Origin of the sequence: Mycobacterium sp. NPDC048908 (genome assembly GCF_043197955.1) — a bacterium.
Lineage (GTDB): Bacteria > Actinomycetota > Actinomycetes > Mycobacteriales > Mycobacteriaceae > Mycobacterium.
In genome coordinates, this window is sequence record NZ_JBICUE010000004.1 from 393,613 (window position 1) to 406,047 (window position 12,435).

At 66.6% G+C, this 12,435-nt stretch carries 11 protein-coding genes and 2 pseudogenes; 6 read left to right on the plus strand and 7 right to left on the minus strand.

Going from position 1 to position 12,435, the window contains the following annotated elements; genetic code table 11:
* Nucleotides 1-9 precede the first annotated feature (9 nt).
* A complete protein-coding gene (locus ACGFK1_RS13915) occupies nt 10-408 on the minus strand; it encodes a hypothetical protein (protein ID WP_393429564.1) in 399 nt (132 codons plus the stop codon).
* A 45-nt stretch (nt 409-453) separates the two neighbouring features.
* Nucleotides 454-1,467 (minus strand): TerC family protein, encoded by a 1,014-nt coding sequence (locus tag ACGFK1_RS13920; protein WP_393429567.1) that lies wholly within the window; start codon nt 1,465-1,467, stop codon nt 454-456.
* A 201-nt stretch (nt 1,468-1,668) separates the two neighbouring features.
* Here ACGFK1_RS13920 and ACGFK1_RS13925 point away from each other — a divergent pair, with 201 nt between their 5' ends.
* The 6 genes from ACGFK1_RS13925 to ACGFK1_RS13950 are packed head-to-tail and all read left to right on the plus strand — an operon-like array spanning nt 1,669 to nt 9,876.
* A complete protein-coding gene (locus tag ACGFK1_RS13925; RefSeq protein WP_393429570.1) occupies nt 1,669-2,298 on the plus strand; it encodes a DedA family protein in 630 nt (209 codons plus the stop codon).
* A gap of 12 nt (nt 2,299-2,310) precedes the next feature.
* Nucleotides 2,311-6,246, plus strand: a complete 3,936-nt coding sequence (locus tag ACGFK1_RS13930; protein ID WP_393429573.1) for a Pls/PosA family non-ribosomal peptide synthetase — start codon at nt 2,311-2,313, stop codon at nt 6,244-6,246.
* Nucleotides 6,243-7,589, plus strand: a complete 1,347-nt coding sequence (locus tag ACGFK1_RS13935) for a M1 family metallopeptidase (protein WP_393429576.1) — start codon at nt 6,243-6,245, stop codon at nt 7,587-7,589. Before ACGFK1_RS13930 ends, ACGFK1_RS13935 begins: the two co-directional genes overlap by 4 nt.
* Nucleotides 7,586-8,821 carry a hypothetical protein gene (locus ACGFK1_RS13940; protein WP_393429579.1) on the plus strand — a complete coding sequence of 412 codons (1,236 nt, stop codon included), beginning with the start codon at nt 7,586-7,588 and terminating at the stop codon, nt 8,819-8,821. The genes ACGFK1_RS13935 and ACGFK1_RS13940 overlap by 4 nt, the downstream gene beginning before the upstream one ends.
* A gap of 18 nt (nt 8,822-8,839) precedes the next feature.
* Nucleotides 8,840-9,538: a glycosyltransferase family 2 protein gene (locus tag ACGFK1_RS13945; protein WP_393430110.1), complete on the plus strand. Its 699-nt coding sequence runs from the start codon at nt 8,840-8,842 to the stop codon at nt 9,536-9,538.
* A complete protein-coding gene (locus ACGFK1_RS13950) occupies nt 9,535-9,876 on the plus strand; it encodes a DUF2304 domain-containing protein (RefSeq protein WP_393429581.1) in 342 nt (113 codons plus the stop codon). Before ACGFK1_RS13945 ends, ACGFK1_RS13950 begins: the two co-directional genes overlap by 4 nt.
* 168 nt (nt 9,877-10,044) lie before the next feature.
* Here ACGFK1_RS13950 and ACGFK1_RS13955 read toward each other — a convergent pair whose 3' ends face one another.
* The 5 genes and pseudogenes from ACGFK1_RS13955 to ACGFK1_RS13975 form a co-directional block, all read right to left on the minus strand.
* A complete protein-coding gene (locus ACGFK1_RS13955) occupies nt 10,045-10,467 on the minus strand; it encodes an Ltp family lipoprotein (protein WP_393430113.1) in 423 nt (140 codons plus the stop codon).
* A gap of 87 nt (nt 10,468-10,554) precedes the next feature.
* Nucleotides 10,555-10,722: pseudogene (locus ACGFK1_RS13960) on the minus strand (DUF2510 domain-containing protein); the annotation flags it as partial.
* A 31-nt stretch (nt 10,723-10,753) separates the two neighbouring features.
* Nucleotides 10,754-11,155: a DUF2510 domain-containing protein gene (locus ACGFK1_RS13965; protein ID WP_393430116.1), complete on the minus strand. Its 402-nt coding sequence runs from the start codon at nt 11,153-11,155 to the stop codon at nt 10,754-10,756.
* 90 nt (nt 11,156-11,245) lie between these two features.
* Nucleotides 11,246-11,420, minus strand: a pseudogene (locus ACGFK1_RS13970) (amidohydrolase family protein); the annotation flags it as partial.
* 28 nt (nt 11,421-11,448) lie between these two features.
* Entirely contained in the window at nt 11,449-12,393 is a 945-nt protein-coding gene (locus ACGFK1_RS13975; RefSeq protein ID WP_393429584.1) for an NAD-dependent epimerase/dehydratase family protein, read from the minus strand.
* Between the last annotated feature and the right edge of the window lie 42 nt (nt 12,394-12,435).

Genomic DNA, 12,435 nt, shown 5'->3' on the forward strand with positions numbered 1-12,435 from the left:
GGTGCGACCTCACGACGCTCGCGGCTGGTCGTGGCGGGTCAGTAGGCGCAGCACTTCGCGCCCGAGCTCGCGCAAATCCTGCCGCGGCGCGGCGGGAATCAGCGTGACGCCGTCGGCGACGTCGGCCCGCGAGATATCCGAGATCAGGCCAGCCAGCCCGTCGACAGTGCCGGCATACTGCACGGTCTGCCGCGCCGGCTCGAGAACGCTTCGCGCCGAACGGAAGTCGCCTGCCACGGCGACGGTGACGTCAAGGATCACCGCCAGGTCGTCACCGTCTGCCTTGATCCGCGCCCTGGCCCGCCGCGCTTGTTGCAGATCGGCCGCGGCGACGCGCACCGTGGGCTGCTCGCCATCGGTCAGTTCACTCCAGTCGCCGCTCGGCGAGTTCGCCACGAATAGCCGCACGTCGGTCACGGTAGGAAAACACGCCGCCGGCGTCGACGATTCCGCTCAGGGGGAATCCAACGTCTGCTTTTCGGGGTCGTTGGCTTCCTTTTTCGCGTCGTGCACCCGCGTCTTGTACAGGCTGGCGGCCGTGGTGACCATCAGCGTCACCACGATGACGCCCAGGCTCACCAGCGTCGGGATATCGGGGACCGGCACGTGCTCGCCGCCGTTGATGAACGGCAGTTCATTCTCGTGCAGGGCGTGCAGCAGCAGCTTCACGCCGATGAAGGCCAGGATGATCGCGAGGCCCTGCGACAGGTAGACCAGCCGCTTGAGCAGGTCGCCGAGCAGGAAGTACAGCTGGCGCAAACCCATCAGCGCGAACACGTTGGCGGTGAACACCAGGTACGGCTGCTGAGTCAGGCCGTAGATCGCGGGGATCGAGTCCAGCGCGAACAGGAGGTCGGTGGTGCCGAGCGCGACGATGACCAGGAACATCGGCGTCATCAGCCGCTTGCCGTTGTCCTTGATCCACAACCGCAGGCCGCCGTCCCACTTGTCGGTGAGTTTCAGGTGGCTGCGGGCGAACCGGACGACGAAGTTCTCGGCGTCGTCGTCATGGTCGGTGTCGCGGACCAGGCTGACCGCGGTGTAGATCAGGAAGGCGCCGAAAAGATAGAACACCCATGAGAACTGGTTGATGGCCACCGCGCCGAGCGCGATGAAGATGCCGCGGAAGATCAACGCCAGGATGATGCCGACCAACAGCGCCTGCTGCTGATACTTCTTCGGCACCTTGAAGCTGGCCATGATGATCAAGAAGATGAACAGGTTGTCCACGGACAGGCTGTACTCGGTCAGCCAACCTGCGAAGAACTCCAGCCCGTACTGGCTGCCGTGGTAAAACCAGGTCCACAACCCGAATCCCACCGCGAGCGCGACATAGAACGTCAGATACCCGGCCGTCTCGCGTTTCGACGGTTCGTGCGGCCGACGACCGATCACGATCACATCGAACAGCAGCACAGCGATCGTCACGCCCAGCGTGATGGTCCACTCGAGTTGGGTTACCTGCATTGATTGAGCCTCCGGCCGTCGTTGAACGCCGGAGGTCTCTTCCACCTGCGGTAATCGAACAGCAGGCCCGCGGCGCCGGTCGACCGAATGCGGTCGACGTGGTGACGACACAGCGGCGAAGGAATACTCCCCTCCGTTGCCCAGTGTGCCAGCTATGTGCCCCGATCGAAAACGGGGGCGTGTGAACATACGGTTACCCCCGTGGCCGACGCTCAACTCCCCGGTGTTTTCGCAGACGTTCAACCGCTGCTCGAGCACTACGGCTACCTCGGCGTGGCCGGCATGTTGTTCCTCGAAGATTTCGGCGTGCCGGTGCCCGGCGAGATCATGCTGATCGCCGCCGCCGTGTTCGCCGGTGCGGGCCAGATGAACCTCGCCGTGGTGTTCCTGGTCGCCGTGTTGGCCGCGGTACTCGGCGACAACATCGGCTTCGTCGTCGGCCACTTCGGTGGGCGGCCGCTCGCGGAGCGGTTCGGCCGCTACGTCTTGTTGACTCCGCAGCGACTGGACCGCGCCGAGGCCTTCTTCGACCGGCACGGCGGCAAGATCGTCACCGTCGCCCGCTTCATCGACGGGTTGCGTCAGATCAACGGACTGCTCGCGGGCATCGTCGGCATGCACTGGCTGAAGTTCCTCGGCTACAACGCCCTTGGTGCGGTGCTCTGGGTGGGCGCATGGTGCGCGCTGGGATACCTTGCGGGCGAGCACATCGTCGACATCTACGACACGTTCGAACGGTACAAGTGGTACGTCGTCGCCGCAGGCGTCGTCGTTGTCGCAATTGTGATCACGCGCCGCGTGCGGCGCCATCGCACCGGGCGCGCGGCTTAGTAACTTGTACTCGTGACGACGGAAGTAAACGGGCGCCGACCGCAGGTGCCTGCGCAGTACCTGCTGTCGTCGTCTGCGCCGGAACCGCGCACCTTGATCGACATCCTCTACGACACGGCGGCCCGCTATCCGGATGCGCCCGCACTCGACGACGGCGAGGTCCAGCTCACCTACGCCGAGCTGATCGCCGACATCGAAGAGAGCGTCGAATGGCTGGCCGCGCGCGGCATCGGCAGGGGCGACCGCATCGGCGTCAGGATGCCATCGGGCAGTTATGCGCTGTATGTGGCGATCCTCGCGACGCTGGCCGCGGGCGCGGCGTACGTGCCGGTCGACGCCGACGACCCCGACGAGCGCGCCGCACTGGTCTTCGGTGAGGCCGGGGTGGTGGGCGTCATCACCGAGAGGGGTCTAGCCAGGGCGCAGGGCGAGTCGCGCGGCTGGCGGGCCGCGGCGCCGCTGGGTCGCGACGACGCGTGGATCATCTTCACGTCCGGATCCACCGGCACCCCGAAGGGTGTCGCCGTCACCCATCGCAGCGCCGCGGCGTTCGTCGATGCGGAAGCGCAGATGTTCTTGCAAGACAACCCGATTGGGCCGGGCGATCGGGTGCTGGCCGGACTCTCGGTGGCGTTCGACGCATCGTGTGAAGAGATGTGGCTGGCCTGGCGGCACGGGGCCTGTCTGGTGCCCGCGCCGCGCTCGCTGGTCCGCAGCGGCATGGACCTGGGCCCGTGGCTGGTGTCCCGCGACATCACCGTCGTATCGACCGTGCCGACGCTGGCGGCGTTGTGGCCTGCCGAGGCGCTCGAAGCCGTGCGCCTGCTGATCTTCGGCGGGGAGGCGTGCCCGCCGGAACTGGCCGAACGCCTGGCTGTCGAGGGCCGCGAGGTGTGGAACACCTACGGTCCGACCGAGGCGACCGTGGTGGCCAGTGCGTCGCTCCTGAACGGGAAAACCGCGGTGAGCATCGGGCTGCCGCTGCGAGGTTGGGATTTGGCCGTCGTCGACAGAGACGGCACGCCGGTAGCTTCCGGCGAGGTCGGTGAACTCGTCATCGGCGGCGTCGGGCTGGCCCGCTACCTCGACCCGGCCAAAGACGCCGAGAAGTATGCGCCGATGCCCACGCTCGGATGGTCACGCGCCTACCGGACCGGCGACCTGGTCCGGCTGGAAGACGACGGCTTGTACTTCGTCGGCCGGGCCGACGATCAGGTCAAGGTGGGCGGACGTCGCATCGAACTCGGTGAAGTCGACACCGCACTGGTGAACCTGCCCGGCGTGAGCGGCGGGGCGGCCGCCGTGCGGAGGACCGCAAGCGGCACACCGCTGTTGGTCGGCTACGTGGCGAGCGCCGACCCGGCCTTCGACATCGGCAAGGCACGTGCCGCGCTGACGCAGACGCTGCCCGCGGCGCTTGTGCCACGGCTGGTGCTCCTCGAGGAACTGCCCACCCGCACCTCGGGCAAGGTGGACCGCAATGCGCTGCCATGGCCGCCGCCCGGCGGCACCGATGCCGCAGGCGAGCCTGATCTCGGCGGCACCATGGGATGGCTGGCCGGGCTGTGGCGCGAGATCCTCGCGGCGCCGATCGACGGGCCTGAGGCGGACTTCCACGCGCTCGGCGGCGGCTCGCTGTCCGCCGCGCAATTGGTGGCGGCGATGAGACAGCGCTATCCGCAGGTCACCGTCGCCGATCTCTACGACCATCCCCGGCTCGGATCGCTGGCCGGCTATCTCGACGAGCTGGATCCGCCACCCGCGGTGCAGACCCGCGTCGTGAAGCCGACGCCGCGGTTGACGCAGGCCACGCAGATTGCGCTGTCGCTGCCGCTGGCCACACTGACCGGGCTGCAGTGGGTCATCTGGCTGGCCCTGCTGAACAACATCGTCGCGCGACTACATCCGCTGCCGTGGCTGAGGCCGGTGAACTGGTGGTTCGTCGCGATCGGCTTCCTGCTCGTCATCGCCCCGCTGGGTCGGATGTCCGTCGCGGCGTTGGGTGCGCGGATCCTGCTCGGCGGGCTCGAGCCCGGCACCTACCGCCGCGGCGGATCGGTGCACCTGCGGGTCTGGCTGGCCGAGCGGTTGGCGGATGCCAGCGGTGCAGAGAATCTGGCCGGTGCGCCATGGCTGGTGTACTACGCCCGCATGCTCGGCAACAAGGTGGGCAAGGGCGTCGACCTGCACTCCGCCCCGCCGGTGACCGGGATGCTGCGGCTCGGGCACCGCGCGTCCATCGAACCCGAGGTGGATCTGTCGGGCCACTGGATCGACGGCGATCTGTTCCACGTCGGGCCGATCACGGTCGGTAACGACGCCACCATCGGGGCCCGCACCACGCTGCTGCCAGGCGCCGTCGTCGGCAAGAACGCAGACGTGGCACCCGGGTCCGGTGTGGTCGGCAAGGTCAAGAACGGGCAGTACTGGAGGGGCTCCCCCGCGGTGAAGTCCGGCAAGGCCAAGCATCCGTGGCCGGACCATCGGCCGCCACGCGCGCCGTTGTGGGTGGCCGTATACGGGTTGACGTCGATTCTGCTCGGCGCCCTGCCGCTGGCGGCGCTTGCGGCCGGGCTGGCCGTGATCGGTTGGGCCGTGCGCGATGCCACGTCACTGACCGCGGCCGTGGCACCCGCGGCACTGTGGACGCCGGTCGCCACCGTGGCCGCAGTGTTCACCTATGCCGCGCTCACCGTTGTCGGGGTACGCGCGCTGTCCGTGTGGATGCCTGAGGGGTATCACCCGGTGCGCAGCCGGGTCGGCTGGCAGCTCTGGGCGACCGAACGACTGATGGACGCCGCACGCAACTATCTCTTCCCGGTCTACGCCAGCCTGCTGACGCCGTGGTGGCTGCGTCTGCTCGGCGCGAAAGTGGGTCGGGGCACCGAGATCTCGACGGCGCTGCTGGTGCCCAAGTTCACGGTCGTCGAGGACGGTGCGTTTTTGGCCGACGACACGATGGTCGCGTCCTACGAGTTGGGTGGCGGCTGGATCCACGTGGCGAAGGCCACGATCGGCAAGCGGGCGTTTCTCGGCAACTCGGGGATCACCCAACCGGGCAGGCGGGTCCCCGACGACGGGCTTGTCGCGGTGCTGTCCGCGGCACCGCACAAGGCCAAAGCGGGGTCGTCCTGGTTGGGCAGCCCTCCGGTTCGATTGCGCCGCAAGCCTACTGCCGCCGATGTGCTGCGCACCTTCCATCCGTCGCTACGGCTGAAGGTCCTGCGTGCCCTGGTCGAGACATGCCGGCTGATCCCGCTGATCGTGACGTTCGCGATCGGGGTCGGCGTGCTGTTCGCGGTGCAATGGCTCGCGGTGCGCCTCGGTTGGGGATGGGCTGCGCTGTTCAGCGGCGTCGTGCTGCTTGCCGCGGGCGCGTTGGCAGGTGGTATCGCGGTCATCGCGAAATGGGTTGTGGTCGGCCGCATCCGCGCCATCGAACATCCATTGTGGTCATCGTTCGTGTGGCGCAACGAGGTGTCGGATACCTTCGTCGAGACCGTGGCGGCGCCGTGGTTCGCACGCGCCGCGAGCGGAACACCGGTGATGAACCTGTGGCTGCGTGCACTGGGCGCCGACATCGGCCGCGGCGTGTGGTGCGAAACGTACTGGCTGCCCGAGGCCGACCTGGTCACCCTCGATAAGGGCGCGACGGTCAACCGCGGCTGCGTAGTGCAGACCCACTTGTTCCACGACCGAATCATGCGGATGGACACCGTTGTGCTGGAACAGGGTTCGACGCTGGGCACACACTGTGTCGCGCTGCCTGCCGCGCGGATCGGGGCGGGCGCCACCGTCGGACCGGCATCATTGGTGATGCGCGGCGACGAGGTGCCGCCGTCGACGCGCTGGCAGGGTAACCCGATCGCGCCGTGGAACATGTTCGGCAAGAAGCGAGGCGGCGCCCGCAAGCCATCGTCGAAAAAGACAGAAGCCAGCGCCGCGTGACGAGGAGCAAGAAGGCGGCGAAGAAGGCCGCACCTCCGGTCATCGATCCCTATCTGCCCGCCAACGGCAACTTCGGCTACCGGGTGTCCCGTTACGAGTTGGAACTCGAATACAAAGTCGCGATCAACCGACTGGCAGGCTCCGCCGTCATCACCGCCGTCACGCTGGCGGCGCTGCAGAGCTTCACCATGGATCTCTCGGACGCGTTGCCGGTGACGAAAGTGTCGGTGAACGGCAAGCGCCCCGCCCACTTCCGCTCGGCGGGCGGCAAGCTGCACATCGCGTTGCAGGACACGCTTCCCGCAGGCGCCGCGATGAAGATCTCGGTGCGCTACGGCGGCACTCCGCGGCCGGTCCGATCCCTGTGGGGCGACGTCGGTTTCGAGGAGCTGACCGAAGGTGCGCTCGTCGCGGGTCAACCGAACGGCGCGGCATCGTGGTTCCCCTGCGACGACCACCCCAGCGCCAAGGCCAGCTTCCGCATCCAGATCAGCGCAGAAAGCCCGTATTACGCGCTGGCCAACGGTGAGCTGCTGTCGCGGCGGGTGCGGGCGGGCATGACGACGTGGACCTACGAACAGGCCGAGCCGACGTCGACGTATCTGATCACCCTGCAGATCGGCGATTACCACCGTCACCGCATGGCGAAAAACGGCGTCCAGATGCACGCCGTGCTGCCGGAGCGGTTGCGCGACAACTTCGACCACGACTTCGCCGACCAGCCCAAGATGATGAAGTTGTTCGTCAGGTTGTTCGGGCCGTACCCGCTGGCCAGTGGATACACCGTCGTGGTGACCGACGACGATCTGGAAATACCCCTTGAGGCGCAAGGCATTTCGATCTTCGGCGCGAACCACTGCGACGGCACGGGCGGCGCGGAGCGGCTGATCGCCCACGAACTGGCCCACCAGTGGTTCGGCAACTCCGTCACCGCAAAGCGGTGGCGGCACATTTGGTTGCACGAGGGCTTCGCCTGTTACGCGGAGTGGCTGTGGTCCGAGCATTCCGGCGGGCGCACCGCCGAAGAGTGGGCGCGTCACTATCATCAGCGCCTTGCCGATTCACCGCAGGATCTGCTGCTCGCCGATCCCGGGCCTCGCGACATGTTCGACGACCGGGTGTACAAGCGCGGTGCGCTGACACTGCATGTGCTGCGACAGCGCATCGGCGATGAGAGTTTCTTTGCGCTGCTGCGTGATTGGACGACGCGCTACCGCCACAGCACCGCCGTCACCGACGACTTCACCGGGCTGGCCGCCAATTACGCGCACGAATCGGTGCGGCCACTGTGGGATGCGTGGCTGTACTCGACACAGGTGCCTGCCCTCGAAGGCCCGTCGTGACGGAGGCCACAGGCCCGATCACACGCGCCAGTGTGGCGCGGGTCGGCACGGCGACGGTGCTGTCGGCGCTGTGCGGTTATGCCGTGCTGTACCTGGCCGCCCGCGATCTCGAACCGGAGGGTTTCTCGGTGTTCGGCGTGTTCTGGGGCGCGTTCGGATTGGTCACCGGCGCGGCGTTCGGACTGCTGCAGGAAGCCACCCGCGAGGTGCGCTCGGTGCGCTATACCGAGGTGATAACCGGTCCGCGCACGCACCCGGTGCGGGTCGCGGCCTTCGTCGGACTGGTGGCGGCGGCGATGATCGCCGTGACGTCGCCGATGTGGTCGGGGCACGTGTTCGTCGAGTCGCAATGGCTGAGCGTCGCGCTGCTGAGCGTCGGGCTTGCGGGGTTCTGTCTGCACGCCACCCTGCTGGGCATGCTGGCCGGGGTGAACCGGTGGACCGAGTACGGCGCGCTGATGGTCACCGACGCAGGAATCCGGGTGGCGGTGGCCGCAGCGACGTTCGTGGTCGGCTGGGGGCTGGTCGGATACCTGTGGGCGACGGTCGCCGGTGCGATCGCGTGGCTGTGCCTGCTGCTCGCGTCGCCGACCACCCGCGCGGCGGCCCGGCTGCTGACCCCAGGCGGCACGATGACCTTCCTGCGCGGAGCCTCGCATTCGATCGCCGCAGCGGGAGCCAGCGCGATCCTGGTGATGGGCTTTCCTGTGCTCTTGAAGGCCACCTCGGGCGACCTGGGCGCCGCAGGCGGCGTGGTGATCCTGGCGGTCACCCTGACAAGGGCACCGCTGCTGGTACCGCTGACCGCGATGCAGGGCAATCTGATCGCGCATTTCGTCGACCAGCGCACTGAGCGGCTTCGCTCGCTGGTGCAGCCTGCGCTGGTCGTGGTCGGCGTGGGCCTGCTCGGGGTGCTGCTGGCCGGGGTGCTCGGGCCCTGGCTGCTGCGGGAGGCGTTCGGTGCCGAGTACCGGGCCGACGGTGAGCTGCTGGCCTGGTTGACGGCGGCGGCGGTGGCGATCGCCCTGCTGACGCTGACCGGCGCCGCGGCGGTCGCGGCGGCCATGCACCGAGCGTATTCGGTGGGCTGGGTGTCCGCGACGGCGGCGTCGGCGCTGTTGCTGCTGCTTCCGGTCGGCCTGGAAACCCGCACGGTGATCGCGCTGCTCTGCGGCCCCCTGGTCGGAATCGCCGTGCACCTGGCCGCGCTTGCGAGGATGTCGCACGGGTGACCCTGTATTTTTGTCTGCATCGACACGCGCTACCACGACGTCTGGATCATCATCCCCGCCTTCAACGAGGCGAGCGTTATCGGCGACGTCATCTCTGACGTTCGCTCGGTTTTCGACCACGTGGTGTGTGTGGACGACGGCAGCCGCGACGACACCGGCGACGTGGCGTGGCGCGCGGGCGCGCACGCCGTGCGCCATCCGGTCAACCTCGGCCAGGGTGCCGCCCTCCAGACCGGCGTCGAATACGCGCGCCGCCAACCGGGCGCCGCCGTGTTCGCCACCTTCGACGCCGACGGCCAGCATCGGGTCAAGGACGTCATCCGGATGATCGATCGGCTTGCCACCGACGACGCGGACCTCGTCATCGGCACCCGGTTCGCGGATTCAGGCGTCGTCAACCACACGCCGTTGCTGAAACGGGTGGTGCTGCGCTCGGCGGCCGCGCTGAGCAGGCGCAGTCGCAGGCTGGGGCTGACCGATGCGCACAACGGCCTTCGGGTGTTCAACAAGAAGGTGGCCGACGGGCTCAACCTCACCATGAGCGGGATGAGCCACGCAGACGAGTTCATCGCGTTGGCTTACGAAAACCATTGGCGGGTAACGGAAGAACCCGTCGAAATTCTTTACACCGAATATTCGATGTCGAAGGGCCAGCCGCTGCTCAACGGCGTCAACATCATATTCGACGGTTGGTTGCGAGGGAGGATGTCGCGATGAACTGGATCCAGGCGCTGCTCATCGTGTCGGTGCTGGCACTGCTGGTTTACCTGTTGCGTTCGCGGCGCAATGCGCGCTCCAAAGCGTGGGTGAAGGTCGGCTATGTGCTGTTCGTGATCGCGGGCATCTATGCGATCCTGCGCCCCGACGACACCACGGTGGTGGCGAATTGGCTTGGGGTGTCCCGCGGTGCGGACCTGATGGAGTATGTGTTGATCATCGCGTTCGTGTTCACCACGCTGTCGGCCTACATGCGGTTCAAAGACCTCGAGTTGAAGTATGCGCGGTTGGCGCGGGCGGTCGCATTGCAGACCGCGCGCGTACCCGACGAGCACTAGGCCAAGCTTGTTAAAGAGTTATGTAGGCCCACTTGAGGTTCCGACATTCATGTCGTCGCCGAGATCCTGGTGGGGCAGACCAGGCATATGAGGGTGCCCCCTCGGCTCGCTCCCGGCGCCCTCGACGAGAACAGAGCCGCAACGAAAGCCCCACTCCTAGACCTCCGTTCAGCCTCCGTACGCCATGTTGGCACCGTACTGAGCCTGAGTCGGAGTGAAGCCGTCGTACTCCAGTTGGTGGACCAAGCCGGGAAGCGAGAACGAGGAGAAACTTAGGTAGCTCTTGGCCTTCTTGACCGCCTGCTCATTCCAGTCCACACCGCCGGCGACCTCGAGGTGCTCGACGGCGAACATAGCGTCTGACGTGCTGAACTGGTCGTACTCCAGTTGATGGATCAGCCCTTGTTTGGAGAATCCGCTGAAACTGAGGTAGCTCTTGGCCTTCGCGATCGCGTTGTCTTGGCCAGGTGTAAGGCCGCTCTTAGTGGTCGTCGGGGCGACACCCCTATTGCTGGGGATGGAACCGGTATTGGAAGACGTAGATGAGTTGCTGCCGCTGTTGCTCATGGAGCCGAACACGATCAATGCCAAAACTGCCGCACCTACTCCGAGGCCGATCTTCAGTCCCGAGGACTTGCGAGACTTCGGGGGTTGTCCCCCGGCTTGACGGGGTGGGCCGAGTGGTGCGTAATTTTCCGTCCAAACGCTGCCGTCGAAATAACGTTGGCGGCTTGGATCAGATGGATCGGGAAACCAGCCCGGTGCAGTGATAACTGGAGCCTCCCCTGCTGTCTTCGCGTGCCCCATGCGCCGCGCGGTCTGGACGGTAGCAGCTGCCGGAGACATGCAACGGCAGCCGTCAGTCGGTCCGAGAGACCTACTTATCGAAAATGTGCGTCAGCTCGTCGCGCTGTTCGGACATCTTGTTCTCGATGTAGAAGCCGTTCAATACCGACAAAGCCAAGATCACGCATGCGATGACGCGGACCCACTTGGCGGCGCCCATGAAGTACGCGATCGCCGTGGCAACCCCAACCACGGCAACACCGGTCCACACTGGACCTGAGCCCGTCATGAGACTGACCGACTGCATCGACATCAGGAGTCCGACGACGGCAAGCACGCAGACGCCAATCGCAACTGCAGTCTTCTTGCTCTTACTGTAATCGTCTGGCACACCAACCGGTTCGCCCCATGTCGCGCCGTCCCAATAGATCCGTTTACCAGGATTCAACGGGTCGGGATACCAGCCGGGCTGCGGATTGGGTGGTGCAGTCATATTTGCGGAGCGTAGGACATCTCTGCCCTGGACCACAGCGGATCCGAGCGTGTCGCACAACCGGGAGTGTCCCCTTCCCACCCCTCTGGAGTGCCGGACCGACCCCCGCAGCCCGGGAGCCAACAGCACTTCGGCGTCATAGTGCGTGTGTACGTCGATGAAGCCGGGAGCGACCTACCTTGCCCGAAGCGTCGATCACCTCCGCGCAGCCCGTTCCCGTGCCGTCGAACCACAGATCGCTGCGCACGATGACGTCGCAGGTCATGACGTCACCCTCTGGAAAAAGTGAGTGCTTACAATCTTTCTTCTGACCGGAAGTAGTCGACGGTCTTGGCGACGCCCTCGGCAATGGCAACCTGCGGCGTCCAACCCAACACCTGCTCGGCACGACTGATGTCCAGGCTCGACCGCTTGAGTTCGCCGAGTCGCGGCGGATGGAACTCGGGTTCGTCGGGTGCGCCCGCCGCGGCGGCGACCACCGAATGCAATTGGCGCACCGACGTTTCCACGCCCGTGCCGACGTTGAACCGCTGTCCGCCACCGGCCTCGCCCGACGCCTTGACGAAGGCATCGACAACGTCGTCGACGAAGACGTAGTCGCGGGTGTCGGTGCCGTCCCCGAAGATCTTGGTCGGCCGACCCGCCAACAGGGCGCGCGAGAAGATGGCCACCACCCCGGCTTCGCCGTGCGGGTCCTGGCGCGGGCCGTACACGTTGCCAGGAGCGATATGCGAGCACTCCAGGCCGTAAAGGGTGCGGAACATGTTCAGGTAGATCTCGCCGGCGACCTTGCCTGCGGCGTACGGCGACGCCGGATCCGGCGGGACGGTCTCCGGCGTCGGGAAGGTCGTCGGCGTGCCGTAGATCGACCCGCCCGACGAGGTGTGCACGATTTTGCGGACGCCCGCCTGCCGCGCCGCCTCTGCGAGGCGCACGGTACCGACCACGTTGACCGTCGAGTCGAACTGCGGATCGGTCACCGAGCGCCGCACGTCGATCTGCGCAGCCAGGTGAAACACCACTTCGGGCCTGGTCTCGGCGAGCAATCCGATCAGGTCGGCGCTGGTGATGTCGGCCTTGGCGAACTCGAACCCGTCGTGCCGCTCGGCCGCGACGATGTTCTCGCTGCGGCCGGAGCTGAGGTCGTCGACCCCGATGACAGAGTGCCCATCCGCGAGCAGGCGGTCTACCAGCGTCGATCCGATGAATCCCGCGGCTCCCGTGACCAGTGTGCGCATCGGCTCACCATACCGATGACGGCTGTCCGTACTCTCGACGAG